This is a genomic window from Aestuariivirga sp., from assembly GCF_020252395.1.
GTDB lineage: Bacteria > Pseudomonadota > Alphaproteobacteria > Rhizobiales > Aestuariivirgaceae > Aestuariivirga.
On the sequence record NZ_JADCDB010000031.1, the window covers coordinates 1 to 26,586 of the forward strand.

Below are 26,586 nucleotides of genomic sequence, written 5' to 3' on the forward strand. Positions count from 1 at the left end.
GACGCTCAGAACACGTTCACGCAGATCTTGAGAATAGGCAACTCCCATCGCAGGTCTCCATGCCGAATCAACATGAACACTGAATCACCAAACAGGCCCTAAGAAAATCCGCGATTCCGCTAAGCGTGAAAATGCTCTAGCTGATCCGCTTTGCCCAGACCGGCAAAACTCCGGTCACCGAGTTCCTCCGCGCTCGCGCCCTCAACGCCCTGAGGATCGTCGGCCGTCATTCCGCCGGCAAGCCATTCATCACCGGCAAGCGCATGACCATCGCCGACCTGTCGATGATGGGCTATCGCTTCCACGGCGATGTACTCTCCGTGCCGCTCAATGCCTTTGCCAATATCGGATCATGGATGGAGCGGGTTGAGGCCCTGCCCGGCTGGAAACACCCTTACGAGCTGATGCCCAGCGCGCCCAAAGCCGGGTAGAGCAACGGCCGTTCAGGTGAACTCAATCCGCCCACTTCTCTGCTTCAGCTGCCGCAGACAACGTGCACGATGTCATGCCAAGCTGGTGGACTGCAGCAAGTTAGCCGCGCGCCGGCTCCATGGCGTCGAGATATTCGTCGAGGTGCTCGAGGTTTTCGAAGCGCATCCAGCCTTCGGCCGTTTCCGCCTCCACCGTGCCATCGGACAGGATGCGTGCCGGATGGCGGCGGATGATCCGCTCTTCCACCACATAGAGCTGGCCCTCTTCCATCACCTCATCCTCGGCGGCGGCTTCCTCCTCGCTGGCGGTCTCTTCCTCGGCAGGGGCCTGCTCTTTCACAACCGATTCCCCAACAACAGCCAAAGCACTCGAGTCCGGCTCCTGCGGCATGCGAATGAAGTTGGCCGGCGAGGACCGGTCGTCGAAGGACTGCTCGATCCTCTGGCGCGCCTGTTCGAGGGCCTGGATTGTGTCCCTCGTTGGGCGCGAAACCTCGTCCTCGACACTGACGGCAGCGGCGGCGGCAGAGGCCTCAGGCGATGCCGCGGTCTTGCTGCCGCGGGGGTCGAATTCGGGGATCGGCGTCTTGGCGGGGCTCACCGTTTCGGAACTGGGCGGCCGGTTGAGAGCCGCGGCCTGGCCGTCGATTACGCTGCCGAGGCCGAGCGCCAGCACGCCGCCGACCAGCAGGATAGCGGCGGTCTGGATGTCGATGCCGCCAGGGCGCACCCCCGAAGCGAAGAGGACGATGCCAAGGGCGAGGCTCGACGCGCCCAGCAGGATGCCGCAGATCCACATCAGCTTTGCCATCATACCCTCCCCGGGCTCAATCGATTCGCCCGCCGCGTAACCTTCTGCATAAACAGCGCCAGCACAGTTAATTTTTTCTCAAGCCGGGTCGTGACGCAACTATTGGCCATCCACCACGATGCGCGGCGCCGGGCGGCCCAGCTGTCCACCCTCGAGGCTTGCCCAGACCTGACGCGCCACGTTGCGGTAAAGCGCCGTGTGCAGCGCTCCGGGCTGCGTCGCCACAATGGGCTCGCCTGAGTCGGAGCGCCGCCGCACATCGGTGTCGAGCGGGATCTCGCCGAGGAAGGGCGCGCCGATGCGGCTCGCCTCCTCCTTCGCGCCGCCATGGCCGAAGATCTCATGGCGCTCGCCGCACTTGGTGCAGTTGAAATAGCTCATGTTCTCGACGATGCCGATCACCGGCACATTCACCTTGGCGAACATGTTGAGGCCCTTGCGGGCGTCTATCAGGGCCAGGTCCTGCGGGGTCGACACGATCACCGCGCCGGAGAGCGGCGTCTGCTGCGCGAGGGTAAGCTGCACGTCGCCAGTGCCGGGCGGCATGTCGATCACCATCACGTCGGCCTCGCCCCACTCCGTTTCGCGCAGCAACTGCGTCAGCGCTGACATTACCATCGGCCCCCGCCAGATCATCGGGGTGTCCTCCGGCACCAGAAAGCCGATCGACATCACCTCCACACCATAGCGCGTCATCGGCTTCATCTTCTTGCCCGCGGCCTCCGACGGCTCCGGCTTGCCGGTGAGGCCGAAAAGCTTGGGGATCGAGGGGCCATAGACGTCGGCATCGAGCACCGCCACCTTGAGGTTGAGCGACGTCAGGGCGAGTGCAAGATTGACGGCCGTCGTGGACTTGCCCACGCCGCCCTTGCCGGAGGCCACCGCAATCAGATGCTTGATGCCGGGAATCCCACTGCCGCGCTGGCCCTGCGGCTGGGGCAGGCCACCCTGCTGCGGGCCGCGCTCCGCCGTCAGCGCCACCATCGCTTTGTCGACTCCCTTGATGCCCAGCACCGCCTTCTCCACGGCGCCCCGGAGGCTCTCCATGGTCTTCGCGTGTTGCGGGCTGGTGGTGAGCGCGAACATCACCGTGCCGCCCTGGATGGCGATGCCGGACACGAGGCCTGCGGAGACGACGTTGCCACGCCCATCGGGAGCGGCGATGCGCCTCAGAACCGAGAGGACGTCGTCCTGTGTGACAGTGGCCATGTGCTTCCGAATCCCATCTGCTTCAAGATCTTCTCTCCCGGCTCATCTAGGCCGGGGCGGAGGGGGCTTCAAGCCGGTGGGCCAAGAAGCCGCGCAACGCGGGTGCGCAGTTCGGGCACGAGTTCCGCCGCGAACCACGGGTTCCGCTTCAGCCAGCCGCTGTTCCGCCACGAGGGGTGCGGCAGCGCAATGACGGGTGGCGTGAGTTTCAGTCCCGCGCGCCAGGTCTTCACGGCCGCATCCACCGAGCCGGGCCAGGCATCCCGCATGTGCCAGCGCATTGCATAAGCGCCGAGGCAGACCACCAGTTCGATCTCCGGCATCTCCGCCATCAGCGGCGCCCGCCAGGCCGGGGAGCATTCGGGCCGTGGCGGCAGATCGGATCCCTTGGCATCAAGGCCGGGAAAACAGAAGCCCATCGGCAGGATCGCCACTTGGCGCGGGTCATAGAATGTCGCCTCGGCGACCCCCAGCCACGCGCGGAGCCTCACGCCGGACGGGTCGGTGAAGGGCTTGCCCGAGGCATGCACCCTGACACCCGGGGCCTGCCCCGCAATCAGAATGCGGGCTTGCCGTCCCGGCTGCAGCACCGGCCGCGGCGCATGCGGCAGGGGCTTCGCGGCATCCGCGCAGATGCGGCAGGCATGGACCCCGGCCAGAAGCTCATCAAGGTCCATGCCGCCCTCACTCCTCTTGCTTGTTGCTTACGCCGGCCGAGACGAAGGTGGCCATGCCGTTATGCAGGTTCGCAGCGGTCTTCAAGATTCCCGCCGCCATCGCGGCGCCCGAGCCCTCGCCCAGCCGCATGCCGAGTTCGAGGATCGGCTTCAGGCCAAGCTTGTCGAGCAGCCGGCGATGTGCGGGCTCCGCCGAGAGGTGCCCCGCCACGCAATGCTCCAGCGCATCGGGCCGCATGGCGAAGAGCACGGCCGCCGCGGCGGTTGCCACATAACCGTCGAGGACAACGGGAATGCGCTGCAGCCTGGCCGCCAGCACCGCGCCAGCCATGGCGGCCAGCTCCCGCCCGCCCAACCGGCGCAGCACCTCGAGCGGGTCCTTCAGGTGCGCCCTGTGCAGCGCCACCGCGCGGCGGATTGCATCCGCCTTGCGTTCCACACCTTTCGAGTCGACACCCGTGCCGGGCCCCACCCAGTCCCGCGGCTCAGCCCCGAACAGGCCATGGCAGATCGCCGCCGCGATCGTCGTGTTGCCGATTCCCATCTCGCCAATGCAAAGGATGTCGCAACCCTCGGTTGCTTCCATGCCATAGGCCATGGTGGCGGCGCATTCCGCCTCCTCTAGGGCGGCGTCCTCCGTGATGTCGCGGGTCGGCTTCTCGAGAGCAAGTTCGAACACCTTGAGCCCGAGGTCGAAGCTCTTGCAGATCTGGTTCACGGCGGCGCCGTTGTTCTGGAAATTGGCAACCATCTGGGTTGTCACTTCCTGCGGGTAGGCAGCAACATTTTGTGCAACAACACCATGGTTTCCTGCAAAGACAGCAACCACAACACGCTCAGCTTTCGGCGGATGCTGCGCCTGCCAGGCGCAGAGCCATTCTGTCAGGTTTTCGAGCCGCCCCAGAGCGCCGGGTGGCTTCGTCAGCTGGCCCTCGCGGGCGCGACAGGCCGCCACGGCGTCTTGGTCGGGGCCGGGCAACTCCGCCACCAGCTTGCGGATGTCATCAAACGGCAACCCCGAGGCGGCATTTGTCATTTATAGAGAAGTCTCCTATTTTTTAGCGCATATCACACCAAGGTTTAGGACTGCCATAGAACATGAGCGACGGGTTCGAGCCTCGCAGCGCACACCGGGGGCGGATCCGGCCCTTCGGCTCGTTCCTGATGGCGTTGCGCTTCCTCACCCGCATGCCGGTGCCGTTTGTGAAAACGGTTGATCCACCACCGCTCAGGGATGCGATGTGGGCATTCCCCCTCGTGGGCGCGGTGGTGGGATCGATTACAGGCGTCGCCCTGGTGCTGGCCCATCTCGCCCGGCTGCCCGACCTGTTCTGCGCGCTCCTCGCGCTGGCCATCGCGGCGATGATCACCGGCGCCTTCCATGAGGATGGCCTCGCCGACGTGGCGGATGGTTTCGGCGGCGGCAATACCCGCGAGCAACGCCTTGAAATCATGAAGGATAGCCGCATCGGCACGTTCGGCACGCTGACTCTGATCATTGCCGTCATCGGGCGCGCCGCGCTGCTTGCAGCACTACTCGTGCTGAGCCCGGCCGCTATCATTCTGCTCTTGGCCGGGGCCGCCGCCTTCTCGCGCGCCCTAATGGTGGACCTCATCTGGGCCACCAGGCCTGCCCGTCACGCCGGACTTTCCGCAACGGCGGGGCAGCCTTCGCGCAATCTCACGCTGCTGGCGCTAGCGATCGGCGGCCTGGCAGCGGGGCTGACCGGCAGCTATGTGTTCTCGCTGGAGGCTGGAGTGCTGGCGCTGGTGGCGGCCGGCGTGGCGCAGGAAATGCTGCGCTCGCTGGCCATCCGCAAGATCGGCGGCCATACCGGAGACGTCTGCGGGGCGGGACAGGTGATGTCGGAAACGGCCATGCTGGCGGTTTATGCCGCCGCCGTGGCATTTCGATAAACTGCCGTTTTTGAACAAGCTTTCTCAATGGGCAGCATTATATCTAAGATGATGAACGCACCCTACCAGCCCGCCATTGAGACGCCTTGCGTCAAGATCTGCGTTGTCGATCCGGAGACGGGCCTCTGCATCGGCTGCGGCCGGACGCGGATGGAGATCGGCCGCTGGCTGGGCATGACGGCGGACGAACGGCGCCTCGTGATGGCGGAACTTCCCGAGCGGGTTCAAAGGCTTACGAAACGCAAGACGCGCCGCGGGGGGCGGGCAGGCCGGTTGCAGGCCGGTTGATCCGATCCGCAACTTCTTTCGCAGCCTTTTCAAGGACTTCGATGCCGGCGCCAGGCTTCGGCGCCTGTTCCGACAAAACGCGCCGCCACAGCCGGCCGCCGGGCATGCCGTGGAACAGCCCCAGCATATGGCGGGTGATGTTCTGCAGCCAGACGCCTTTCGCCAACTCCCTGGAAATATAGTGTTTCATCCGCTCGACAACGTCCAGCGGATCGGCGATCTCACGCACCTCCCCGAAGATGCGGCTGTCGACCCCGGACAACAGCCACGGCGTGTTGTAGGCCGCACGCCCCAGCATGACGCCGTCGACGTGTTTCAGATGCTCCAGAGCATCGTCAATGGTGTTGATTCCGCCGTTGATGACGACGTTGATCTTGGCATGCTTTTGCTTGATGCCGTAGACACGCCGGTAGTTGAGCGGCGGCACTTCGCGGTTCTCCTTCGGCGATAGTCCCTTCAACCAGGCCTTGCGCGCATGGACGATGAAGGTCGTGACGCCGGACTGCATCACCGTCTCCACAAAGTTCGTGAAATCGTCTTCCTCGTCCTGGTCATCGATGCCGATGCGGCACTTGATGGTGACGGGAACCTTCACCGCCTGCCGCATGGCGCCCAGACAGTCGCGGACCAGCGCCGGTTCGGCCATCAGGCAGGCGCCGAAACGGCCGGTCTGGACCCGGCCGGAAGGGCAGCCGACATTCAGATTGATTTCACAATAGCCATAGTCCTCGCCCCACTTCGCGGCCTCGGCCAGAAGTGTCGGATCGCTACCCCCGATCTGCAGGGCGACGGGCTGTTCCAGCGAGTCGAAACCAAGCAGGCGCCCGCGGTCGCCGTGGCGGATCGCCTGAGCGGTAACCATTTCGGTGTAAAGCAGCGCGCGCTTCGTCATCTGACGGTGGAAGACGCGGCAGTGCCGGTCTGTCCAGTCCATCATCGGGGCCACGGAGAAGGTTCTTGCGGTGTCGTTCAAGGTGGTACAACTCTGGCCGCGGGGAAGACCGCGATCGCAGGCGGCTTCTAGCGAAAACTTCGGGCCGCACCTATTGGATTCTGCCCTGGAGCATCGTGCGGGCAAGTGGAATCGCTTGCGAAGCGAAAGATGCTCCAGAGTCAAAAGCTGGCGCAACTTTACGCCCTCAAGTGCGGATGCACTTGAGGGCCCGTTGCGCTGGGCTGCGCGGCGTTTCAGGACGGGCCGGGGGTGTGGCTGGAGGCGCGGACGAGGAGCTCGACGGGGGTGCGCAGTTCGGGAGGCGGCGCCTTGCCCTCTTGCATCCAGTCAAGCACGGTGGCGGCGATGCGCACGCCGAAGGCCGCGATATCGCAGCCGACCGAGGTAAGGGCGGGGTAGGACTGGGCCGATTCCTCGATGCCGTCGAACCCGACGATGCGAAAGGCGGCGCCGACGGCCTGGCCTGCTTCGGCAAATCCCGCGATCATGCCGAGCGCCACGAGATCGTTGAAGCAGATCGCGCCATCGACATCCGGGTGTTCGCGCAGCAGGAAGCGCGCCGTCTCGCGCCCGAAGGCGCGGGTGGCGCGGCCCGGCACCAGCAGCGGCGCGTGCCCCGCGCCGGCAAGTTCGGCAATGTAACCCGCCATGCGCTCCCTGGTGACGCCGCGCTCCGCTACGCCGCCGGCGAAGGCAATGCGGCGGCAGCCCTCAGCCAAGAGATGCCGGACGGCGAGCCGCCCGCCCGCCACATAATCCGGCGCGGCGAAGGGGAAGCGGCCGGTCCTGTCATCGACCTTGCGCAGCACCTGCATGGCGGGAACGCCAGCGCGCAACAGCGCCTCGAAACAAGCGCCATCGCCGCCATAGGCGGGCGAGATGATGAGCGCCGCGACGCCGTGCTCGATCATGGCGGCGATGACCTGGGCCTGCAGCTCCGGACTTTCCGCGGTGTTGGCGACGACGGTGGCAAAGCCGCGCGCAGAGAGCGCCATCTGCACCGAGGTTGCAAATTCGGTGAAGAAGGGATTGCGCAGGTCGTTGATGACGAGGCCGATAAGCCCGGCGCTGGACGAGCGCATCATCGCGGCGGAGCGGTTATAGACATAGCCGAGCCGCGCCATGGCGGCGCGCACCCCGGCGCGTGTTTCGGCGCGCACGCTGGGGCTGTTCTGCAGAACGAGGCTCACCGTCGATTTGGAGACCCCTGCCTCGCGCGCCACGTCGATGATGGTGGGCCTGCGGTCCATGGCGGTGGGGTCAGCCGATGCCGTGAAGCGCGAGCAGGAGTTTCATCCGCTCGACCGCGAGATCGGGCTTCGTCAGCAAGCCTGCGGCATCGGCGAGGCGGAACACCGCGGCATAATGCGTGATATCGCGGCTCGACTGGAATCCGGCGGGCATGATGAAGTGCCGCTGATACCCGTTGAGCCATGACAGGAAGGCGATGCCCGCCTTGTAGAAGCGGGTGGGCGCACGGAAGATCTCGCGCGACAGGGGCACGGTGGGCGCGAGCAGCGCATGGTAGGTGGCCATATCGTTGCGGGCCAGCGCCTCCAGTGCCTGCGCGGCGGCGGGCGCAATGGCAGCGAAGATGCCGAGCAGCGCGTGGGAGTGGTGGCGGCCGTCGCCGGCGATCAGCGCCGCATAGTTGAAGTCGTCCCCCGTATAGAGCCTGACGCCGGCCGGAAGCCGCGCGCGGAAGCCTTCCTCATGCGCCTGGTCGAGCAGCGAGATCTTGATGCCGTCGACCTTCGAAGGGTTCGCGGCGATGAGCTCCAGCACGAAGTCCGAAGCGGCTTCGACGCTGGCGGAACCCCAGTAGCCATTCAAAGCCGGATCGAACATGCCGCCCAGCCAGTGCAGGATGACGGGCTCGCGCGCGCCGTCGATGAGGCGGCGGTAGACAGAGGCATAGGTTTGAGGCGGCGCGGATATTGCGGGGAAGGCGCGGCTCGCCATGAGGATGAGCTGGCCACCCGCCTTCTCGATGGCGGCGGCCTGCGTCTCATAGGCGGCGGAGATGGCCGCGGCATCGCGCAGTTCCGGCAGCGGAAGGTGATCGGTTCCGGCGCCGCAGGCGACGCGCGGCTTCATCGGGTGCGTCTTCGCTGACGCCATGGTGCGCTCGATCAGTTCCTTGGCGGTCAACCAGTCAAGGCCCATGCCGCGCTGGGCAGTATCCATCGCCTCGGCGAGGCCCAGGCCCTGGTCCCACAATCCGATACGGAAGGCGAGTGTCGCATCCCAGTCCACCGCGGGGCGCGTGTCCCACGGGTTGCGCTCGCGCAGTGGGTCAGACACGACATGGGCGGCGGCGAAGGCCGTGCGGGTGAGCGGGATCGCCGGTGCGCGCGGCGCCAAAGGCTTGCCACGCAGGCGGTAGGCTTCAAGCCTGTGGTCTTCGGTGGGAAGCGTGAGCATGGGTCAGACCCCCTGGCTGGCGCGGATCATGTCCGCGGCCTTTTCCGCAATCATGATGGTGGCGGCATTGGTGTTGGAGGACACGACTGTGGGCATGATCGAGGCATCCGCCACGCGCAGCGCCGCGATGCCGTTGAAGCGCAGCGTGGGATCGACCACCGCGGCGGGGTCAACCCCCATGCGGCAGGTGCCGGCGGGGTGATGGTCGGTCTTGGCGTGGCGGCAGGCATAGTCGAAATAATCCTGCCCGGTCTTCACCTCCGGCCCCGGCAGGCGCTCCGCCTTGACGAAGGGCTTGAGCGCGTTCTGGCGCATGATCTCCTGCGCCAGCTTGAGGCCGCGGATCGACATCTCGCGGTCATGCGGGTCGGCCCAGTAGTTGGGATCGATCAGGGGTGCGGCCAGCGGGTCGGCGGAGGCGAGCCGCACGCTGCCGCGCGAGCGCGGGCGCAGATAGGCGGAGTTGAGTGTAACGCCGCCATCCGGCATGGCGGCTACACCAGCCTCGATGCCGGAGCCCAGCCCCAAGTGCAGCTGGATGTCGGGCGAGCGGGCGTTGGAATCGGCGTACCAGAAGCCGCCGGTTTCGAAGAGGCTCGAGGCCACCGGACCCTTGCGGGTGAGCAGATACCGCAGGCCCGCCAGCGCCGACCGCATGGGCTTCGCATAACGGTCATAGGTGTGGGGGCCGGTGCATTCGGCGATGACGAAGAGGTCGATGTGGTCCTGCAGATTGGCGCCAACCGCCGGCTGGTCGAACACCACTGGCAGGCCCAGCCCGCGCAGGTGATCGGCGGGGCCGATCCCTGACAGCATCAAGAGGCGCGGGCTGCCGATGGCGCCGGAGGAGAGGATCACCTCGCGCTCCGCCCGGATGAGGCCGTCCGCCGCCGTTTCGACTCCGGCGGCCCTGCCCTTTTCCACCACGATGCGCAGCACCTGCGCTCCGGTGCGGATGGTGAGGTTGGGCAGGCTGCGCGCCGGGTTGAGATAGGCAATCGCGGCGGAGGAGCGCCGCACATTGCGCTGGGTGAGCTGGTAATAGCCAACGCCGTCCTGGCGCTCACCCGTCATGTCCATGTTGCGGGGAATGCCGAGCTCGGCGGCAGCGGCGAAATAGGCCTCGCAGATGGGAAGGGGCGCCGCCGGGCGGCTGACCCCCAGGGGACCGCCCTTGCCGTGATAGCGGTTGTCCCAGCTGTCATTATCTTCCGCCTTGCGGAAATAGGGCAGCACGTCCTCGTAAGACCAGCCGGTGCAGCCGGCCTGGCGCCATTCGTCATAGTCCAGCGCATTGCCGCGCGTGTAGATCTGGGCATTGATGGTGGAGCCGCCGCCCAGCACGCGGGCCTGGGTGTAGCGGATGACCATGTTGTTCATGTGGCGCTGCGGCACGGTGTGCCAGCCCCAGCTGCCGATGCCCTTGGTCATTTTCGCGAAGCCCGCGGGGATGTGATAGAAGGGATGCCAGTCACGCGGGCCCGCCTCGAGCAGCAGCACGCGGATGCCCTGATCCTCCGACAGGCGCGCGGCGAGGACCGAGCCTGCCGAGCCGCCCCCCACGATTACGTAATCATAATTCCCGCTCATCGAAGCCCCGTCACAAGCGCGCAAGGGACAGGCCGCCATCCACCGGGACGGCGGCGCCGTTGGCAAAAGCCATCTGGCCGGTGGCCATGGGCACGACCACCGCGCCGATGTCGGCGGGCTCGCCCCAGCGCCCCGCCGGAACGAGGCCGCCGGTGATGCGCTGGGTATAGGCCTCGCGCACGCCCGCCGTCATGTCCGTGGCGATGATTCCGGGGCGGATCTCGAAGACGCCGATGCCCTCGCCCGCCAGGCGCAGCGCGAAGAGCTGCGTCATCATCGCTGCACCCGCCTTGGAGATGCAGTATTCGGCGCGCTCCACAGAGGCCATGGCGGCGCTGACGGAGGTGATGAAGATCAGCGCACGATAGGGCCCCGGCGGCGCCTGCAGCATGCGCCGCGCCACTTGCTGGGCGAGGAAGAAGCCGCCGCGCAGGTTGATGTTCATCACATGGTCGAAATTCTCCGGCGTCAGCGCCAGCATGTCGCCGCGCAGACGTGCCGGCACGCCGGCATTTGAGACGAGCGTGGTGACGGGGCCGAGCCGCGCCGTGACGCCATCAAGCAGGGCCGGCGCCGCATCGATGTTGCGAATGTCATGGGTGAAATAGGAAGCCTGGGACCCAAGCTCCGCCAAGGCCGCGGCCACTTCGGGCGCATCGGCCCCACGTTCGGCGGCGAGCGCCACGCGGAAGCCCGCGCCAACGAGCGCACGGGCAATGCCAAGCCCGATGCCCTGCTGGCCGCCGGTGATGAGGGCAACACCGCTCATGGGGCGAACTCCCGCTCCGCGATGTGGCGGCCGGCGCGCAGGGCCAGCGCCGCGACGGTGAGCGAAGGGTTGACGGCGGCTGAGGTGGGCAGCACCGACGCATCGGTGATGAACAGGTTCGGGTGATCATGGGTGCGGCAGAAGGGATCGGCCACGCTGTGGCGCGGATCGTGCCCCATGCGCGCCGTGCCGCATTGGTGGCTGGGGGTCCGCCGGTCGAAGGCGCGGGACAGCACGAGCGGATAGCCCGCCTTGCGCAGCACGTCTTTCAGCTTCGCCACCAGCAGCTCATGCGCCTGCCAGTTGGAGCGCTTCCAGTCGAGCACGATGCGGCCATTGCGCAGGCTGACCCGGCTTTCGGGATTGGGCAGGTCTTCCGACATCGCATAGAGATCGATGGAGCGCCGCGCCAGCCAGCCCGCCAACAGGCGCGGCACGGGCGCGCCCGAGGCGAGGATCGTTCCGCTGATCTTGCCGAGGAGCTGGATATTGCCCAGGGGCTCACCGCCGGGGCCACCGGTGAAATAGAAGTCATTCACCTGCAGCGTCTTCTGGTAGACGCAATCATTACGGCGGAGGGGGTGCAGCGCCAGCACGGCGGAGCAATTATGGTTCATGAAGTTGCGGCCGAGCTGGCCAGAGCCATTGGCGAGGCCTGCAGGGTGAGACGCATCGGCCGAGGCGAGAAGCAGCACGGCTGACTGCACGGCGCCTGCCGCCAGAACGATGAACGGTGCCTCAAGGCTTTCCGCTTGGCCGTTGCGCATGATCTCCACCGCGGTGATCCGGTTGTCCTTGCCGCAGACGAGGCGTGTGGCGCGGGTGTTGGTGAAAAGCGTGACATTGGGGTGTTTCAGCGCGGTGGCCAGGGCTGCCGTTTCGGCATCGAGCTTGCCGCCGCAAGTGTCGGGGAAAGCGTCCCATGTGGTGCGGCCATGCTCGAGCCAGCGCGGCAGATCGACTGCCAGCGGCAACGACGCGGGGTGAAGCCCCGCCGCCTTGAGGCGCCGGCGCAAGCCTGCAATCGGTGGTTCGTCCGGCACTGGCGGAAAGGGATAGGAGCCGGAATGCGGCGGCTCGGTGGGGTCCTCGCCCAACTGGCCGCGCACCTGGAACAGCTCCTCCGCGCGCTGGTAGAAGGGTTCGAGATCATCGTAGGAGAGAGGCCATCCCTCCGTCATGCCGCCCATGTGGCGGATGGGGCGGAAGTCCTCCGCCCGGTAGCGGATCAGCACCGCGCCATAGAACTTGGAATTGCCGCCCACGTTATAGTAATTGCCGGGGTTGAAGGGCCGGCCATCGCCATCGAGCCACTCGTCATCCGGCCGGAAGTGACCGCGGCCGAAGATCGCCTCGTCGTCGCGGTCAGCCGCAGTGGGGCGCAGGCGATCGCCGCGCTCGAGGATGAGGATGCGCCGGCCCGTGGGCGCCAGAGCAGCGGCGAGTGTCGCCCCGCCCATGCCGGAGCCGATGACGATGACGTCGGGCAATGTCATGCCGGGATCCGGGCTTCGGTCTCCGGGTCGAAGGCGACGGCCTTGTCCATGTTGACGGCGAAGTCGAAGACCTGGCCCGGCACGACATTGGCATCCGCGCGCATGCGGGCGATCACGTCCTTGCCCGAGAGCGTCATGGTGACGAAGGTGTCGGAGCCGGCGGGCTCCGTCACCGTCACCCGGTTGCGCAGATGCTGGATGTTGCCGGACTTCCGGTCCGCCCCTTCCGGGTCGGTGATAGCTTCAGGCCTGATGCCGAGCAGCACCTTGCGGCCCATCCATTGCGCCATGCCCTGCTGGCTGAAGCGCAGCCGCTGGGAAGCGCCCTCGGCATCGGTTATCGCGGCATGGGCCGCGCCATTCTCCATCACCACCGTGGCGGGCAGGACGTTCATGGCGGGCGACCCCATGAAGGTGGCGACGAAGAGGTTGGCGGGCTGATCGTAGATTTCTTTCGGCGTGCCGAGTTGCTGCACATAGCCCTTGTACATGACGGCAATGCGTGTGGAGAGCGTCATCGCCTCGATCTGGTCATGCGTGACGTAGACGATGGTGGTCTTGAGCTTGTGGTGCAACTTCTTGATTTCGGTGCGCATGTCGACGCGCAGCTTGGCGTCGAGGTTGGACAGCGGCTCGTCGAACAGGAAGACGTCCGGATTGCGCACCAGGGCGCGGCCCATGGCGACGCGCTGGCGCTGGCCGCCCGACAGCTGGCCGGGCTTTCGCGCCAGCAGATGGTCGATCTGCAAGAGCTTCGCCACCTCGGCCAGCGCCTTATCACGCTCCGGCTTCGGCACGCCATGCATCTCGAGGCCGAAGGTGATGTTCTGCGCCACCGTCATGTTGGGGTAGAGCGCGTAGCTCTGGAACACCATGGCGATGTTGCGCTTCGAGGGATGCACGCCATTCATCTGCCGGCCGCGGATGGCGATATCGCCCGAAGTGATGGACTCGAGCCCCGCAATCATGTTGAGCAGCGTGGACTTGCCGCAGCCCGAGGGGCCGACGAGCACCAGGAACTCGCCCTCCTCCACCTCAATATCGACCTCGTGCAGCACCTCCACATTGCCATAGGTCTTGGTGACGTTGCGGATATCGAGAAAGCCCATGACTTATCCCTTCACTGAACCCGCCATGAGACCGCGCACGAAGTAGCGGCCGGCGACGATGTAGACCAAAAGCGTGGGAAGCGCCGCCAGGATGGCGCCGGCGAAATGCACGTTGTATTCCTTAACGCCGGTGGAGGACTGGACGAGATTGTTGAGCGCCACCGTCATCGGCTGGCGCGTGCCGCCGAACGAGACGCCGAACAGAAAGTCGTTCCAGATATTGGTGAACTGCCAGATCACCGACACCACGGTGATGGGCCCCGAGACCGGCAGCAGGATGCGCCAGAAGATGCGGAAGAAGCCCGCCCCGTCGATCATCGCGGCGCGCACCAGCTCGGTGGGGAAGGCGGCGTAGTAGTTGCGGTAGTAGAGCGTGGTGAAGCCCAGCCCATAGACCACGTGGACGAGGACGAGGCCCGGCACCGAACCCGCGAGGCCGAGCTTGCCCAGCACCACCGCCATGGGGATGAGCACGATCTGGAACGGGATGAAGCAGGAGAACAGCAGGAGCCCGAAGACGATGCCATCATATTTGAAGCGCCACTTGGTCAGCACATAGCCGTTGAGCGCCCCCAGAATGGTGGAGATCGCCACCGCCGGCGCCACCATGAGGATCGAGTTGATGAAATAGGGCTTGAGACCCGTTGGCTCCACCCCGATCTGGGCGGTGGACCAGGCGGAGAGCCACGGTTCGATGGTGAATGTCCGCGGCAGGGACATCATGTTGCCGCCGGTGATTTCGGGCAACGGCTTCACCGAGTTCACGGCCATGACATAGAGCGGCAGCAAATAGTAAAGCGCGAAGAGCAGCAGCACGAGATAGATGAACGCGCGCGTGACGCGGCCGGCCGAAACAGCGGTCTCCTGCGAGGCGGCGGACATCACGCCTTCTCCTTCAGCTCGGAGTAGAGATAGGGGATCATGATGGCGGCAATCGCCATGAGCATCATCACCGCCGAGGCGGCGCCGATGCCCATCTGGTTGCGGGTGAAGGTGTAGGAATACATGAAGGTGGCGGGAAGCTCGGTGGCGCGGCCGGGTCCGCCGCCGGTCAGGGCAATAACCAGGTCATAGGACTTGATGGCGAGGTGGCTGAGGATGACGAAGGCCGAGAGAAAGGCGGGCCTCAAGAGCGGGATGACGATGCGGCGGTAGAGCTGGAAGGAGGTGGCGCCGTCGATCTGCGCGGCCTTCAGGATCTCGTTATCGATGCCGCGGAGGCCCGCGAGGAACATGGCCATCACGAAGCCGCTGGTTTGCCATACGGCGGCGATAACGATGGTGTAGATTGCCATGTTGCTGTCCTTGATCCAGGTGAAGGAGAAACTCTCCCAGCCCCAGAGGCGCATGGTTTTCTCCAGCCCGATGCCGGGGTCGAGGAACCATTTCCACGCCGTGCCGGTGACGATGAAGGACAGCGCCATGGGATAAAGGTAGATCGGGCGCAGCATGCCCTCACCCCTGATTTTCTGGTCGAGGAAGATGGCCAGCATCAGCCCCACCGCGGTGCAGATGACGATGTAGCAGGAGGCGAAGATAGCGATGTTGACGAGCGCCGTGTGCCAGTGCTCCAGAGCCCAGAGCTTTCGGTAGTTCTCGAGCCCAACGAAGGTGTAGAGCGGCAGCATCTTGGAGCCGGTGAAGGACAGGACCGCCGTGAAGACGATGAAGCCGTAGACGAAGAGCAGCGTTGCCGCGAAGGACGGCGCCAGCACGAGCTTCGGCAGCCAGTCCTGAAGGCGGGTGCGGAAATCGGCGTCGGTGGCTGGGCGCATGACTCTTGATCCTCGGGCGGGACGCGGGACGGAAAGAAGCGGCGGGGCGGCGCCGTTGCCGCCCCGCCGGCGTGCTTACTTGGCGGCGGCCACCGCGCTGGCCAGCGCCTGGGCGGCTTCCGTGCCGTCCTTGTACTTGCCGTTGAAGGCGCCGGTGACAACGTCATAGACGGCGTTCTTCACGGCGGCGGGAGCGGCATGGCCATGCGCCATGGAGCCGAACAGCGTGCCGTTGGTGTTGGCTTCCGCCAGGTCCTTGATGCCCTTCTTGCCGCAATCGTCGAAGTCGGTGTCCGGCACGTCGGTGCGGGCGGGAACCGAGCCCTTGACCACGTTGAAGGCCGACTGGAACTTCGGGCTCTCGATCGAGGAGGCCATCTGCGCCTGGGCCTTCTGCTTGTCGTCGCCCTGCACGTTGAACATGGCGAACTGGTCGGAGTTGAAGGTCACCGAGCCTTGCGTGCCGGGAAAGCGGATACAGACGAAGTCCACGCCCGGCTTCTTGCCGGCTTTGAGGAACTCGCCCTTGGCCCAGTCGCCCATGATCTGCATGCCGGCCTGGCCATTGATGACCATGGCTGAAGCGAGGTTCCAGTCGCGGCCGGAGAAGTTGTCGTCGACATAGGTGCGCAGCTTCATCAGGCGGTCGAAGGCATCCGCCATCTGCTTGCCGCCCAGGGCCTCCGGATCGAGGTCGATAAAGGCCTTCTTGTAGAAGTCATTGCCTTCCGACAGCACGACGCCGTCGAAGATGGTGGCTTCCTGCCAGGGCTGGCCGCCATGCGCCAAGGGCGTGATGCCGTTGGCCTTCATCTTGTCGAGCACCACGACGAGATCGTCCCAGTTCTGCGGCGCCTTGCCGCCGGCCTTGTCGAGCGCGTCCTTGCTGATCCAGATCCAGTTGGTGGAGTGGACGTTGACGGGCGCCGCGATCCAGTGCCCGTCATACTTGGAGAAGCGCTGCAACGCGGCGGGCACCACCTTGTCCCAGCCTTCGGCGGTGGCCACGGCGTCGAGATTGCCGAGCGCCCCCTGCTGGGCCCAGTCCTGGATGTCGAAGCCCAGCATCTGCACGGCCGTGGGCGGGTTGCCTGCCGTGACGCGGGCGCGCAGCGCTGTCATTGCGGCCTCGCCGCCGCCGCCAGCCACCGGCATGTCAACCCAGCCAATACCCTTGCTCTTGAGGTCTTCCTTCAGGACGTTGAGGGCCGCGGCCTCGCCGCCCGACGTCCACCAGTGCAGAACTTCCACGTCGGCAGCCTTGGCCATGCCCGCCGAAAGGGCGGTGATGGCCACGGCCGTAAGCGCCTTTGCAACAATACCACGCATTGGATCCTCCCATGTGTTTGCGCAGAAAGTGGTTCGCCGCCCCCACGTGCCCGGCGGGGCCGGCACGTCTTCACCCGTGGTTCCCGCCTCCGCCTTGTAAGGCCTCGAACCACGGGGAATTCCAAAAGCGGTCGCCTGAATGCTTGCACAAGTTTGGCATTCACGCTCCGGAAAAATTCGGCTTGCGCTTGGCGCGGAAGGCGGCAACACCCTCCTGCTTGTCGGCGCTGGCAGCGATCATGCCGCTGGCAAGGGCCTCCACCATGGCGGGCGCATCTTCGCCCGCGGCGGCATGGATCATGTACTTGGCGACCTCGGTGGCGCGCGGCGATGTGGCGAGCAGGCGCCCGGCAAGAGCCCGCGCGGCGCTGAGCGGATCATCCGCCACTTCGGCCACGAAACCCAGCGCCAGGGCGCGCCCCGCTGTGAGCCTGCGGCCGAAAAGCGCCATCTCCTTCACCACCGGCTCCGGCAGCAGGCGCATCAGGCGCTGCGTGCCGGACCAGCCGGGAACGATGCCCACTCCGGTTTCCGGCAGCGCCAGCGTGGCATTGGGCGCCATCACCCGGATGTCGCAGGCGGTGGCAAGCTCCAGGCCGCCGCCGAAGGCATGGCCATTGAGCACGGCGATGGTGGGCTTCGAGAGCCTGGCCAGCCGGTCAAGAATGCGGTGCCCGTCGCGCACCCAGCGGCGGGCGAAATTAGCCGGCGGCAGGCCGCCCCAGGCATTGATGTCCGCCCCCGTGCAGAAGGCGCGGTTACCCTCCGCTGTGAGCAGCACGCAACGCAGCGCATCGTCCTTGTCCAGCGCATTGCAATGGGCCTCGAGGCCTGAGAGCATCTCAGGCGTCAGCGAATTGAGCTTGGCCGGATTGTCCAGCCGGAGAATGGCCAAGGGGCCTTCATGATCGAGATGAACAGCGCTCATGCGCGGCTCCCCGGCGACCAGCCCATAGGCCCTTCGGCCAGCAGGGCGCGGGGCATTTCGCGCGCGTTGGCGGCGATTCCCACGCGGCCCAGGCTCGCCGCTGCAATGTCACGTGCGGGGTCGATACCGGGCATGATCTCGACAGCCACGAGCCCTTCGGGCCGGAGCGCTATAACGCAGCGCTCGGTGACATAGAGCACCTCCTGCGCCTGCGAGCGGGCACGCGCGCCGGAGAAGGTGACGTGCTCCACCTTATCCACCATCTTGGTGAACTTGCCGGGCTTCAGCACCTTCACGCCGCCGGCACCCAGTTCGATCTCGGCGCCGGCCTCGAACCAGCCGGAGAACACGATCTTGCGGGCATGCGCCGTGATGTCAACGAAGCCGCCACAGCCGGCGGTGAGATAGGGCTTCTTGCCGAGCTTCGAGACATTGACGTTGCCCTCCACGTCGACCTCTAGGAAAGACAGGAAGGACATGTCGAAGCCGCCCCCCTGAAAGTAAGTGAACTGGTTGGGTGACGGCACATAGGCATCGGCGTTGGACGAGCAGCCGAAGGCGAAGCCGGTGAGCGGCATGCCGCCGACAGCCCCCTGCTCGATGGCCCAGGTGACGGACTGGGCGTGGCCTTCCTCAAGCAGCACGTAAGGCACCATGGCGGAGATGCCGAAGCCCAAATTCGCTGTCATGCCGTCGCGCAGCTCCATGGCGGCGCGGCGCGCGATCACCTTCTCGATGCCGTGGGGAGCGGGCGCGAAGCTCGCCCAGGGGCGCATCACCTCGCCCGAAATGGCAGGGTCATAGGGCGTTTCGGTGGTCTGCTTCTGCCCGGGGTCGAGCACCACAAGATCGACGAGGTGACCGGGGACCCGCACATTGTGCGGACGGAGCGAGCCATGGGCCGTCATGCGCTTGACCTGGGCGATGACGAGGCCGCCATGGTTACGCGTGGCGATGGCCTGTTCGAGGCCGCCCAGATAGGCGCCTTCATGCTCATAGGTGAGGTTGCCGCGCTCATCCGCCGTGGTGGCGCGCAGAATGCAGACGTCGGGCACGATATTGGGGAAGTGCAGCCAGGTCTCGCCGCCGAACTCGGCGCGCCGCACGATGGGGGCGGCTGCGCCCTTGGCGTTCATGGCGCAGCCTTCACGCATAGGGTCGACGAAGGTTTCGAGCCCGACCTTGGTGAGCACGCCGGGGCGCCGCGCGGCGGCGTCGCGGTGCATATCGAAGAGGATGCCGGAGGGTACGTTATAGGCGGGGATCGCGTCCTCGACGATCATCTTCCAGATCGCCGGCATGGGCAGGTTGGACGGGCCCGAGGGATAGGACCCGGCGATGACGCGGGCGAGCAGGCCCTCCTGCGCGATGTGGTCCATGCCCTTGACGCCATACATATCACCCGCCGCGATGGGATGGATGGTGGTGATGTTGCGCGGATGCCCGGTGTCGCGGAAGCGCTCGCCGATCGCTTGCAGCACCCGGTCCGGGCAGCCCAACGCGGAGGAGGACGAGACGGTGACCACCGCGCCATCCTTGATGCGGGCCGCGGCCTCAGGCGGCGAGACGAGCTTGCCCATCAGAAGCCCCCGTAATCGATGCGCTGGCGGGCGCCGCTGCGGGCCGCCTCGCGCACCGCAAGGGCGATGGTCAGCGACTTGACGCCATCCGCGCCATCGGCCGCAGGGCGGCCCTTGCCGGCCACCGCCGCCTCAAAATCGGCAATGCCTTGCGTGTAGAGATCGTAAGCCGGATAGGACACGCGCTCACGGCCCTCTGCGGTGACGAGTTCCACCTCGCCAACGGGCTTCTGGGTCATGATGCCCCGGCCGAAGATCGAGCCTTCGGCGCCGTGGATCTCCAGCCCGCAGCCGGCATGGCGGTGGGTGAAGCTGTCATGCGCGAAGACCTGCACGCCTGACGGGGTCGACCAAACCGACATGCAGCTATCCTCCACCCCCTGGCCGAGGCCCGACTGCGTCATCTGTGCGACGACATCAACCGGATCTTCGCCCAGATGAAAGCGCACCGTATCTGCATCATGCACGGTGATGTCCGGGATGACGCCACCGCCCGCGGCGGGATCGTTCAGCCGCCAGCCCTGAAGATGGGGCGGCAGGTAAACCGCGTGGTGCACGCGCATCGACAGCACCTTGCCCACGCGCCCATCGGCGACAAGCGCGCGGATGGCGCGGTGGCTGCCAGCGCAGCGCAGGTGATGGTTGGTGGCGAAAACCACGCCGCGGGCTTCCGCCGCGCGCACCATCCCGGATGCCTCGGCCAGGCTCATGCCCAGCGGCTTCTCGCACAGCACGTGTTTGCCGGCGGCGATGGCGCCCATGGCCTGCGGATGATGCTTCTCGTTGGTCGAGGAGATATAGACCGCGTCGATCCCCGGCGCCGCCAGGGCCGCCTCAAGACTGGTGCCCCATGACGGGATCCGGTGGCGCGCCGCAAATTCCCCAGCCCGCTCCGCCGTTCCGCTCACCACATGCGCCACGGAGCCACCGGGCTGGGCCCGCATGGCCGGGATCATGTATTCCGCCGCAATCGTACTGGCACCGACGAGCAACCAATTCACCACGGCCTCCTCTGGCGAATGATGTATCGTTCCATTGGAACGTTCCGATCAATACTGGAACGTTCCGGAGGGAGTCAATGGGCTTGTGATCTGACAGGGCTTCGTCCGTTAATGTCCGATGGCAGGGCCGGTTGTGCTTGCGCAACGGACCCTCAAGCGCCTCTGCACGTGAGGGCGGAACGCCACGCCGGCCTTTGAACCCGTGACCCGGGCGCAACCTTCGCTTGGCAAGCGATTGGATATGTTCGCACAATGCGCACCGGCGACTGGCAATGGGCAAAGACCGTCAGGCCGTGGCAGCCGCCTTCGGGCGGAAACGGTTTGCGAGGACGACCAGCAGGATGCCCGGGATGAACACCACCGTGGCGATGGCCGGATAAAGGGGCGAGGAGCCGACCGCGATGCCGGAGAAGATGAAGGTGGGGATGGTCCGCGTCGAGCCCGCGAGGCTGTAGGTGATATAGAAATTGCCCCAGCTCAGCAGGAAGGCGAAGATCGCGGCGGAGAAGATGCCGGGCCAGAGCAGCGGGATGGTCACGTGGCGGTAGACCTCCCAGGTGGAGGCGCCGCAGTCGCGCGCGGCATCCTCCAGCACGGGATCGAAATTATAGACCTGCACCGCCACGATGACCATGGCGAAGGGTGCGATGTAGACGATGTGGCCGATGATGGCGGTGACCAGCCCCGTGTTGAAGCCGAACCAGCGGCCCAAGACCGAGAACCACAGCAGCAGCACGATGCCGAGGAGGAGCTGCGGGAAGGCCAGCGGCGCCCCCGCCAGCCCCTGGAAGGCGCGCTTGCCGGTGAAGCGGTAACGCACCGCGACGATGGCCGCCATGGCGCCGATGCTGGTGGCGATGACGGTGGCAAAGGCGGCGATGATGGTGGAATTCCACAGTGCCGTGAGCGCCGGGCCGGACTTGAACAGCGCGCCATACCATTTGAGCGACACGCCATCGAAGGGCAGCGTGAGGAAGCGCCCCTCCTGGAAGGAGAAGGCGATGAGCGTGAAGATGGGGATGTAGAAGAACACCAGCACCGCGGCCATCGCGCCATAGAGGATGACGTTGGCGAGTGCGCTTTCAAAGCGGTGGTTCATTGGCCGGCCTTCCGCATGCCGGCGACACGGCTGAACAGCAGAACGACGAAGATGGCAACGGCCATCAGCACCAGCGTGAGCGCAGCCCCCAAGGGCCAGTTGACGCGCGTCTCGAAGGTCTGGCGGATCAGCTCCGCCGACATGGGCGATTTGCCGCCGCCCAGCACCTTGGGCTCGAGGAAGACGCCGACACCCAACAGGAAGATCAGCACGCTGCCGGCCCAGATGCCGGGCCGCGACAGCGGCAGCGTCACCTCCCAGAAGGCGCGGAACTTGCCCGCGCCGGCATCATAAGCCGCGAGGATGAGCGAGCGGTCGATGTTGTCGATCGAGAGGTAGATGGTGAAGATGGCGAATGGCAGGAGGTTGTAGACCATCCCTAACAGCGTGGCCCAGTCGGTGAAAAGGAAGGCCACCGTTTCCGGCGGGAAGCCCATCTGCATCAGAAGGTAATTCGCCGCGCCCTTCTTGTCGAGGAACAGCACCCAGCCGAAGGTCTTCAGCGTGGCGTCCGTGATGAAGGCGAAGGTGATGAGCACCTTGATTTCGCTGTCGAGCCGCTTGAAGCGCGTGGCCAGCCCATAGGCGATGGGGAGGGCGATGACGATGCAGACGGCGACGCAGGCCACCGCCATGACCAGCGTATGGCCGAGGATGGTCCAGTAATGCGGCTTGGAGAACACGTCCGTCCAGGTGGCGAGGTTCCAGGTCCAGTTGAGCTGGAAGTTCTGAGTCTTCTGAAAGGTGAGGACGAAGGTCATCACCAGCGGCGCCAGGAAGCAGGTTGTCTGCAGGATGACGCTCGGCAGCGCCTTCACCCAGAGCTCCGGGTCACGCCAGCTGCGGGAGACCTCCATGTCCATGGCTCACGCCTCGCCCGGCTTCAGGACCCAGATCTCCTTCTTGGACCAGCCGAGCCACACGTCCTCGCCCAGCTGCATCGGCAGGTGAGAGGCGCCCTGGATTTCGATGGCGAGTTCATGGCCTTGGCGGCTGCGCGCGCGGTACTGCACCGTTCCGCCCTTGGTGAAGACCTCGGTGACGGTGGCGGGAAGCTTGCAGTCGACGTCCGCGTCCTTGTCGCAGCGGCGGATGAGCTCGGGGCGCACATTCATCAGCGCTGCCCCCTGCCCCACATCGGCGGCAACGAGCGATGCTGGCAGGCTTGCCTGCGCATCGGCGATCTCGCTGCTGGTGTAGGTGACGCGATCGGCGTTGCGGCCGGTGACGGTGATGGGCATCAGGTTGGTTTCGCCGATGAAGCCGGCGACGAAGGGATCCGCCGGGCGGTAATAGATGTCGGCGGGCTCGCCCAGCTGCAGGATCTTTCCGGCGCGCATCACGCAGATGCGGTCGGCCAGCATCATGGCCTCTTCCAGATCATGCGTCACGTGCACGAAGGTGACGCCCACCGAGCGGTGCAGCCGCTTCAGCTCCGCCTGCAGCACCTTCTTGAGCTTCACGTCGAGGGCCGAGAGCGGCTCGTCGAGGAGGAGCAGCTTGGGCGAGGAAATCATCGAGCGGGCCAGCGCCACGCGCTGCTGCTCGCCGCCCGAGAGTGCGCGCGGATAGCGCGTCAGATATTCGGGCTTCAGCTCCATGAGGCGGATCATCTCCTCCACCTGGGTGGCGATTGCCCTGGGTTCGACCTTGCGCAGCTTCAGAGGGAAGCCGATGTTCTGGGCCACCGTCATGTGCGGGAACAGCGCCAGCTTCTGAAACACCATGGAGGTGGGGCGCAGCGCTGCGGGAACGCCCGCCATGTCCTGCCCCTCGATGCGGATCGTGCCTGAGGTCGTGTCCTCGAAGCCGGCGATTTGCTTCAAGAGTGTGGTCTTGCCGCAGCCCGAAGGGCCGACGAGCGCGATGAACTCGCCGGGCCGCACATCGAGCGACACGCCCTTCAGCGCCGGATAGGCGCCGTAGGACTTGTGGACGCCGGTGATGGAAAGGATGGGGCCGTCGGTCATTGTCTTCCGGAAAAGAGAAGGGCCGGGCATGGGGCAGCATGTCCGGCCCGTTAAGACGTCACTGCGCGGCGGCGAGTTCTTCCTGCCAGATCGCCAGCATCTCGTCGATGTTGGGCGCGATGCGATGCATCTGCGAATTATCGTAGGCGTGCCACATATAGTCCATCTGCAGGATGTCCTTCTCCTCCGGCGTGAAGACGGATTCGACGGCCTTGTTGGTGACGACGTTGCAGGTGGAATCAAGCAGCGCCAGGATATGCGCGGCATCCTTGGAGACGACGTGCTTCAGCAGATTCTGGGAGAGCTCCGGCTGGTCCGTCTCCTTCAGCACGGCGGTGGCCTCGACCCAGATGATGCCCTGCTTCAGGCCGTTCTTCGGCTCCGGCACGATGGCCATGATATTCTTGTGGCCCTGCTTGCGAACGGCCGAGGTGAGGTAGGAACCGGCCCCGATGCAGCCCAGCAGCGACCCGTCGAGCAGGCCCTTCTGCGCCTGCGTCAGGTCGCCCACCAGCGTGCGGGTGTTCTTGAACATGGCGCGCAGCACCAGGCGCACTTCGTTGAGCTGCTTCTCGTCCAGCGGCTCGTAAGGATTGATGCCGGCATGCAGCGCCATGGGCAGGATGGGCCAGTCGCCCCAGTCCATGACGCAGATCTTGTCCTTGTTGGCGGGGTCGAAGACAGCGTCATAGGTCTTCCACACTTCGGGCTTGGTCACGTCGGTGTTGATACAGGGGCCGACCCAGCCCCAGCGCGTTGCCACGCCTATGGTCTTGCCGTCGTTCATCAGGGGCTCGAAGGGCGGTTTGAACTGGTCGTAGAAGTCGGCGTAGACGTCCTTGTAGTCGTCGGGGTTGAGCTCCATGGCGAGGCCCGCGGGGCCCATGCGGGTGATCCACGGCATGTCGCTCGACACGATGTCGACTTCGCGCGAGGCGCCGGCCTGCAGCTTGGCGAAGCCGCCGGGGCTGTCGACGATCAGGTCAAAGCTGATCTCGGTGTCATTAGCCTTGTTGAAGGGATCGATGATGCGCGGGTCGTTGTAGCCTTCCCAGCACATGTAGGTCATCTGCGTGGCGGCCTGCGCCTGGCGCGCGCTCATGCGGGCGAGCACGGCGACGCCCGCGGCACCGGCCATGCCCTTCAGCAGGCGGCGGCGGTTGAGCCCTGCCTCGTCAAGGCCCATGGCCCTGATCTGGCGCTGATAGTATTGCGGCAGGTCGCTGTACCAGGTCTTCGACATGAGTGTTCCTCCGGTTATCGTGATGTGCGCCGATGCTGTGGGATTTGCGCGGCTTCGGCCATATCCCTTGGGGAATAGGGCTCCGGCGACAGGCCCAGGAAGGCGGCGAAAAGCTCCGCCTGGGTGGAAACCTTCAGCTTGCGGTAGATGTTCTTGCGGTGGATCTTCACCGTGCCCGGGCTGATCGCCAGCTGCATGGCAATCGACTCGGTCGAATGCCCGCGCAGCACCATGGTGACGATCTCGCGTTCACGTAACGTCAGGCTTTCGAAGGCGGGATGCGCGGTGCGCGGCTGCGACTGTTCCCGGCGCGCGTGCAGGTTGGACCAATGGCCCGCACAGAGGGCGCCAATGGCGGGCTCCAGCGCGCGCAGGATCTCGAGATCGGAGCGGGTGATGGGCGGGGAAGAGTCCCAGCGGCCGAAAGAGGTGACGCCGGTGAGGCCACCGCCGATATCGAAGAACACGCCGATTTCCTCGCCGATGCCGGTGCGGCCGTAATGGATGCGGAAGTATTCGCTGCGCCGGAAATGATCGGGCGCCACGTCGTGCAGCCGATAACAGCCGTCGCGGCGGCCCTCCTCGACGAGGCGGAAGAAGGGATCGAGCAGGAAGGGCCCGTCGGCATAATCCTCGGCGATGATGCGGTGGCGGGGCCCGTCCAGCGTGTCGGCCAGGGTCAGCGGGCGCGCCGTGCCGGCATAGGCGAAGACCATTACGAAGTCGAAGTCGACGAGGCGCCTCACGCTGGCCAGCAGCGCGGGAACGAAAGAGGGCGCCCGCTGGGCAGCGGCGATTTCGGCAATGGCGCGGCTCCACTGCTCGAGCAGGCGCAGCTTGGGGGCGGTGTGGGTCATCATCCTTTGGGGATATGGCCACATCCCGTGGCCGAAATCTATCCTCGCGCCCGAACCGCAATTGAGGGATGACCATGACGCAGACGATGAAGGCCGCCGTTCTCCATGAACTGAGGACGCCCCTGAAGATCGAGCAGGTGCCGGTGCCGGTGCCGGGCCATGGTGACCTGCTTATCAAGGTGACGGCCTGCGGCGTGTGCCACAGCGACCTCCATGCGGTGGATGGCGACTGGACGCCGCCGCCGGCAATCCCACTGATCCCCGGCCATGAGGTGGCGGGCAAGGTGGCGAAACTTGGCCCCGGCGTCACCGGCTTCAAGGTGGGCGACGAGGTGGGCGTGCCGTGGATGTATTCCGCCTGCGGACAGTGCGAATTCTGCCTCTCCGGCATGGAGACCATCTGCAAGTCAGCCGAGGCCACGGGCTATACCAAACCCGGTGGCTATGCGGAATATCTCGTGGCGCCGGCCGCCTATGTGGGCCGGCTCCCCGAAGGCACTGACCCCTATGGCATGGCGCCCATCCTCTGCGCCGGTGTGACCACCTATCGCGGCCTGAAGCGCACGGGGGCGCGGCCCGGCCAGTGGGTGGCCATTCTCGGCATCGGGGGCTTGGGCCATATCGCCATCCAGTATGCGCGCGCCATGGGGCTGCGCGTGGCGGCGGTGGACGTATCCAATGAGAAGCTGGAGCTGGCAAAGTCGCTCGGCGCCGAGATCGTGGTGAATGGCGCGGAGACCGATCCCGTGGCCTTCATGCAGGACAAGATCGGCGGCACGCATGCGGCGGTCGTCACCGCAGTGGCCAGCAAGGCCTTCGAGCAGGCGGTGCTGATTCTCCGTCCCGGCGGCACGGTGGCCTATATTGGCCTTCCGGGCGGCAAGTCGGACGAGATCCGCGCCTCGATCTCCGCCATCACCAACTGGGAGCTCTCGGTCAGGGGATCGAACGTCGGCACGCGGCAGGACCTCAACGAGGCCATAGCCTTCGCCGTTAACGGCCTCGTCAAGGCAACGATCCGCACAGTTGAGCTGGAGCAGATCAACGCCGTGCTCGACGAGATGCGCAAGGGCCGGATCGTCGGCCGCGTGGTGCTGAAACTCGCCTGAGCGCCTGTTCACACGCGCC

Annotated in this window: 26 protein-coding genes; 4 read left to right on the forward strand and 22 right to left on the reverse strand. The window is 65.8% G+C overall.

What is annotated here, in order from left to right; genetic code table 11:
* Positions 1-263 precede the first annotated feature (263 nt).
* Positions 264-431, forward strand: coding sequence for a hypothetical protein (locus IOC82_RS14345; protein ID WP_290546889.1), 168 nt, complete (start codon positions 264-266; stop codon positions 429-431).
* Positions 432-531: 100 nt separating this feature from the next.
* Here IOC82_RS14345 and IOC82_RS14350 read toward each other — a convergent pair whose 3' ends face one another.
* The 4 genes from IOC82_RS14350 to cobT all read right to left on the reverse strand — a co-directional run bounded on the left by IOC82_RS14350 (position 532) and on the right by cobT (position 4,164).
* On the reverse strand, positions 532-1,242 hold the full coding sequence (locus tag IOC82_RS14350) for a hypothetical protein (RefSeq protein ID WP_290546890.1): 711 nt from the start codon (positions 1,240-1,242) through the stop codon (positions 532-534).
* A gap of 99 nt (positions 1,243-1,341) precedes the next feature.
* The gene (locus tag IOC82_RS14355; RefSeq protein WP_290546891.1) at positions 1,342-2,451 is read right to left on the reverse strand and encodes an Mrp/NBP35 family ATP-binding protein; all 1,110 of its coding nucleotides are present in this window, start codon (positions 2,449-2,451) and stop codon (positions 1,342-1,344) included.
* A 68-nt stretch (positions 2,452-2,519) separates the two neighbouring features.
* Positions 2,520-3,128, reverse strand: coding sequence for a uracil-DNA glycosylase family protein (locus IOC82_RS14360; protein WP_290546892.1), 609 nt, complete (start codon positions 3,126-3,128; stop codon positions 2,520-2,522).
* Between the two features lie 7 nt (positions 3,129-3,135).
* On the reverse strand, positions 3,136-4,164 hold the full coding sequence (gene cobT, locus IOC82_RS14365; protein ID WP_290546893.1) for a nicotinate-nucleotide--dimethylbenzimidazole phosphoribosyltransferase: 1,029 nt from the start codon (positions 4,162-4,164) through the stop codon (positions 3,136-3,138).
* Between the two features lie 128 nt (positions 4,165-4,292).
* Between cobT and cobS the strand changes: the two genes are divergently transcribed.
* Positions 4,293-5,045 (forward strand): adenosylcobinamide-GDP ribazoletransferase, encoded by a 753-nt coding sequence (cobS, locus tag IOC82_RS14370; protein WP_290547008.1) that lies wholly within the window; start codon positions 4,293-4,295, stop codon positions 5,043-5,045.
* 48 nt (positions 5,046-5,093) lie between these two features.
* The gene (locus IOC82_RS14375) at positions 5,094-5,333 is read left to right on the forward strand and encodes a DUF1289 domain-containing protein (RefSeq protein WP_290546894.1); all 240 of its coding nucleotides are present in this window, start codon (positions 5,094-5,096) and stop codon (positions 5,331-5,333) included.
* On the opposite strand, the gene dusA is transcribed toward IOC82_RS14375, so the two are convergent.
* From dusA to IOC82_RS14465, 18 genes are all read right to left on the reverse strand, one after another.
* Positions 5,278-6,306, reverse strand: a complete 1,029-nt coding sequence (gene dusA, locus IOC82_RS14380) for a tRNA dihydrouridine(20/20a) synthase DusA (protein WP_290546895.1) — start codon at positions 6,304-6,306, stop codon at positions 5,278-5,280. The two genes, IOC82_RS14375 and dusA, sit on opposite strands and share 56 nt — an antisense overlap.
* Positions 6,307-6,521: 215 nt before the next feature.
* Positions 6,522-7,538 carry a LacI family DNA-binding transcriptional regulator gene (locus tag IOC82_RS14385; protein ID WP_290546896.1) on the reverse strand — a complete coding sequence of 339 codons (1,017 nt, stop codon included), beginning with the start codon at positions 7,536-7,538 and terminating at the stop codon, positions 6,522-6,524.
* A gap of 10 nt (positions 7,539-7,548) precedes the next feature.
* Positions 7,549-8,712: a dihydrodipicolinate synthase family protein gene (locus IOC82_RS14390; protein WP_290546897.1), complete on the reverse strand. Its 1,164-nt coding sequence runs from the start codon at positions 8,710-8,712 to the stop codon at positions 7,549-7,551.
* Positions 8,713-8,715: 3 nt separating this feature from the next.
* Complete coding sequence (locus IOC82_RS14395) at positions 8,716-10,302, reverse strand: FAD-dependent oxidoreductase (protein WP_290546898.1); 1,587 nt, start codon at positions 10,300-10,302, stop codon at positions 8,716-8,718.
* 10 nt (positions 10,303-10,312) lie between these two features.
* On the reverse strand, positions 10,313-11,071 hold the full coding sequence (locus tag IOC82_RS14400; protein WP_290546899.1) for a 3-ketoacyl-ACP reductase: 759 nt from the start codon (positions 11,069-11,071) through the stop codon (positions 10,313-10,315).
* Entirely contained in the window at positions 11,068-12,567 is a 1,500-nt protein-coding gene (locus tag IOC82_RS14405; RefSeq protein ID WP_290546900.1) for a GMC family oxidoreductase, read from the reverse strand. Before IOC82_RS14405 ends, IOC82_RS14400 begins: the two co-directional genes overlap by 4 nt.
* Complete coding sequence (gene ugpC, locus IOC82_RS14410; protein ID WP_290546901.1) at positions 12,564-13,676, reverse strand: sn-glycerol-3-phosphate ABC transporter ATP-binding protein UgpC; 1,113 nt, start codon at positions 13,674-13,676, stop codon at positions 12,564-12,566. Before ugpC ends, IOC82_RS14405 begins: the two co-directional genes overlap by 4 nt.
* Before the next feature lie 3 nt (positions 13,677-13,679).
* A complete protein-coding gene (locus IOC82_RS14415; protein WP_290546902.1) occupies positions 13,680-14,558 on the reverse strand; it encodes a carbohydrate ABC transporter permease in 879 nt (292 codons plus the stop codon).
* The gene (locus tag IOC82_RS14420) at positions 14,558-15,451 is read right to left on the reverse strand and encodes a carbohydrate ABC transporter permease (RefSeq protein ID WP_290546903.1); all 894 of its coding nucleotides are present in this window, start codon (positions 15,449-15,451) and stop codon (positions 14,558-14,560) included. The genes IOC82_RS14415 and IOC82_RS14420 overlap by 1 nt, the downstream gene beginning before the upstream one ends.
* A 75-nt stretch (positions 15,452-15,526) precedes the next feature.
* On the reverse strand, positions 15,527-16,720 hold the full coding sequence (locus IOC82_RS14425) for an ABC transporter substrate-binding protein (protein WP_290547009.1): 1,194 nt from the start codon (positions 16,718-16,720) through the stop codon (positions 15,527-15,529).
* A 220-nt stretch (positions 16,721-16,940) separates the two neighbouring features.
* Positions 16,941-17,708 (reverse strand): enoyl-CoA hydratase/isomerase family protein, encoded by a 768-nt coding sequence (locus IOC82_RS14430; protein ID WP_290546904.1) that lies wholly within the window; start codon positions 17,706-17,708, stop codon positions 16,941-16,943.
* Entirely contained in the window at positions 17,705-19,288 is a 1,584-nt protein-coding gene (locus IOC82_RS14435) for an acyl CoA:acetate/3-ketoacid CoA transferase (RefSeq protein WP_290546905.1), read from the reverse strand. Before IOC82_RS14435 ends, IOC82_RS14430 begins: the two co-directional genes overlap by 4 nt.
* Positions 19,288-20,289 (reverse strand): Gfo/Idh/MocA family oxidoreductase, encoded by a 1,002-nt coding sequence (locus IOC82_RS14440; RefSeq protein ID WP_290546906.1) that lies wholly within the window; start codon positions 20,287-20,289, stop codon positions 19,288-19,290. Before IOC82_RS14440 ends, IOC82_RS14435 begins: the two co-directional genes overlap by 1 nt.
* 286 nt (positions 20,290-20,575) lie before the next feature.
* Entirely contained in the window at positions 20,576-21,388 is an 813-nt protein-coding gene (locus IOC82_RS14445) for an ABC transporter permease (RefSeq protein ID WP_290546907.1), read from the reverse strand.
* On the reverse strand, positions 21,385-22,251 hold the full coding sequence (locus IOC82_RS14450) for an ABC transporter permease (RefSeq protein ID WP_290546908.1): 867 nt from the start codon (positions 22,249-22,251) through the stop codon (positions 21,385-21,387). The genes IOC82_RS14445 and IOC82_RS14450 overlap by 4 nt, the downstream gene beginning before the upstream one ends.
* Positions 22,252-22,254: 3 nt before the next feature.
* Positions 22,255-23,358, reverse strand: a complete 1,104-nt coding sequence (locus tag IOC82_RS14455) for an ABC transporter ATP-binding protein (RefSeq protein WP_290546909.1) — start codon at positions 23,356-23,358, stop codon at positions 22,255-22,257.
* Positions 23,359-23,416: 58 nt separating this feature from the next.
* Entirely contained in the window at positions 23,417-24,601 is a 1,185-nt protein-coding gene (locus tag IOC82_RS14460; protein WP_290546910.1) for a PotD/PotF family extracellular solute-binding protein, read from the reverse strand.
* 14 nt (positions 24,602-24,615) lie between these two features.
* Positions 24,616-25,458 carry a helix-turn-helix transcriptional regulator gene (locus IOC82_RS14465; RefSeq protein ID WP_290546911.1) on the reverse strand — a complete coding sequence of 281 codons (843 nt, stop codon included), beginning with the start codon at positions 25,456-25,458 and terminating at the stop codon, positions 24,616-24,618.
* 74 nt (positions 25,459-25,532) lie between these two features.
* On the opposite strand from IOC82_RS14465, the gene adhP reads away from it, so the two are divergent.
* Positions 25,533-26,567 (forward strand): alcohol dehydrogenase AdhP, encoded by a 1,035-nt coding sequence (adhP, locus tag IOC82_RS14470; protein ID WP_290546912.1) that lies wholly within the window; start codon positions 25,533-25,535, stop codon positions 26,565-26,567.
* Positions 26,568-26,586 lie beyond the last annotated feature (19 nt).

What these genes read in the sequence shown, in the direction of transcription:
- IOC82_RS14345 (WP_290546889.1), top strand. Translation starts at nt 264, where the DNA reads ATGACCATCGCCGACCTGTCGATGATGGGCTATCGCTTCCACGGCGAT.
- IOC82_RS14350 (WP_290546890.1), bottom strand. Translation starts at nt 1,242, where the DNA reads ATGGCAAAGCTGATGTGGATCTGCGGCATCCTGCTGGGCGCGTCGAGC.
- IOC82_RS14355 (WP_290546891.1), bottom strand. Translation starts at nt 2,451, where the DNA reads ATGGCCACTGTCACACAGGACGACGTCCTCTCGGTTCTGAGGCGCATC.
- IOC82_RS14360 (WP_290546892.1), bottom strand. Translation starts at nt 3,128, where the DNA reads ATGGACCTTGATGAGCTTCTGGCCGGGGTCCATGCCTGCCGCATCTGC.
- cobT (WP_290546893.1), bottom strand. Translation starts at nt 4,164, where the DNA reads ATGACAAATGCCGCCTCGGGGTTGCCGTTTGATGACATCCGCAAGCTG.
- cobS (WP_290547008.1), top strand. Translation starts at nt 4,293, where the DNA reads ATGGCGTTGCGCTTCCTCACCCGCATGCCGGTGCCGTTTGTGAAAACG.
- IOC82_RS14375 (WP_290546894.1), top strand. Translation starts at nt 5,094, where the DNA reads ATGATGAACGCACCCTACCAGCCCGCCATTGAGACGCCTTGCGTCAAG.
- IOC82_RS14385 (WP_290546896.1), bottom strand. Translation starts at nt 7,538, where the DNA reads ATGGACCGCAGGCCCACCATCATCGACGTGGCGCGCGAGGCAGGGGTC.
- IOC82_RS14390 (WP_290546897.1), bottom strand. Translation starts at nt 8,712, where the DNA reads ATGCTCACGCTTCCCACCGAAGACCACAGGCTTGAAGCCTACCGCCTG.
- IOC82_RS14395 (WP_290546898.1), bottom strand. Translation starts at nt 10,302, where the DNA reads ATGAGCGGGAATTATGATTACGTAATCGTGGGGGGCGGCTCGGCAGGC.
- IOC82_RS14400 (WP_290546899.1), bottom strand. Translation starts at nt 11,071, where the DNA reads ATGAGCGGTGTTGCCCTCATCACCGGCGGCCAGCAGGGCATCGGGCTT.
- IOC82_RS14405 (WP_290546900.1), bottom strand. Translation starts at nt 12,567, where the DNA reads ATGACATTGCCCGACGTCATCGTCATCGGCTCCGGCATGGGCGGGGCG.
- ugpC (WP_290546901.1), bottom strand. Translation starts at nt 13,676, where the DNA reads ATGGGCTTTCTCGATATCCGCAACGTCACCAAGACCTATGGCAATGTG.
- IOC82_RS14415 (WP_290546902.1), bottom strand. Translation starts at nt 14,558, where the DNA reads ATGTCCGCCGCCTCGCAGGAGACCGCTGTTTCGGCCGGCCGCGTCACG.
- IOC82_RS14420 (WP_290546903.1), bottom strand. Translation starts at nt 15,451, where the DNA reads ATGCGCCCAGCCACCGACGCCGATTTCCGCACCCGCCTTCAGGACTGG.
- IOC82_RS14425 (WP_290547009.1), bottom strand. Translation starts at nt 16,720, where the DNA reads ATGGCCAAGGCTGCCGACGTGGAAGTTCTGCACTGGTGGACGTCGGGC.
- IOC82_RS14430 (WP_290546904.1), bottom strand. Translation starts at nt 17,708, where the DNA reads ATGAGCGCTGTTCATCTCGATCATGAAGGCCCCTTGGCCATTCTCCGG.
- IOC82_RS14435 (WP_290546905.1), bottom strand. Translation starts at nt 19,288, where the DNA reads ATGGGCAAGCTCGTCTCGCCGCCTGAGGCCGCGGCCCGCATCAAGGAT.
- IOC82_RS14445 (WP_290546907.1), bottom strand. Translation starts at nt 21,388, where the DNA reads ATGAACCACCGCTTTGAAAGCGCACTCGCCAACGTCATCCTCTATGGC.
- IOC82_RS14450 (WP_290546908.1), bottom strand. Translation starts at nt 22,251, where the DNA reads ATGGACATGGAGGTCTCCCGCAGCTGGCGTGACCCGGAGCTCTGGGTG.
- IOC82_RS14455 (WP_290546909.1), bottom strand. Translation starts at nt 23,358, where the DNA reads ATGACCGACGGCCCCATCCTTTCCATCACCGGCGTCCACAAGTCCTAC.
- IOC82_RS14460 (WP_290546910.1), bottom strand. Translation starts at nt 24,601, where the DNA reads ATGTCGAAGACCTGGTACAGCGACCTGCCGCAATACTATCAGCGCCAG.
- IOC82_RS14465 (WP_290546911.1), bottom strand. Translation starts at nt 25,458, where the DNA reads ATGACCCACACCGCCCCCAAGCTGCGCCTGCTCGAGCAGTGGAGCCGC.
- adhP (WP_290546912.1), top strand. Translation starts at nt 25,533, where the DNA reads ATGACGCAGACGATGAAGGCCGCCGTTCTCCATGAACTGAGGACGCCC.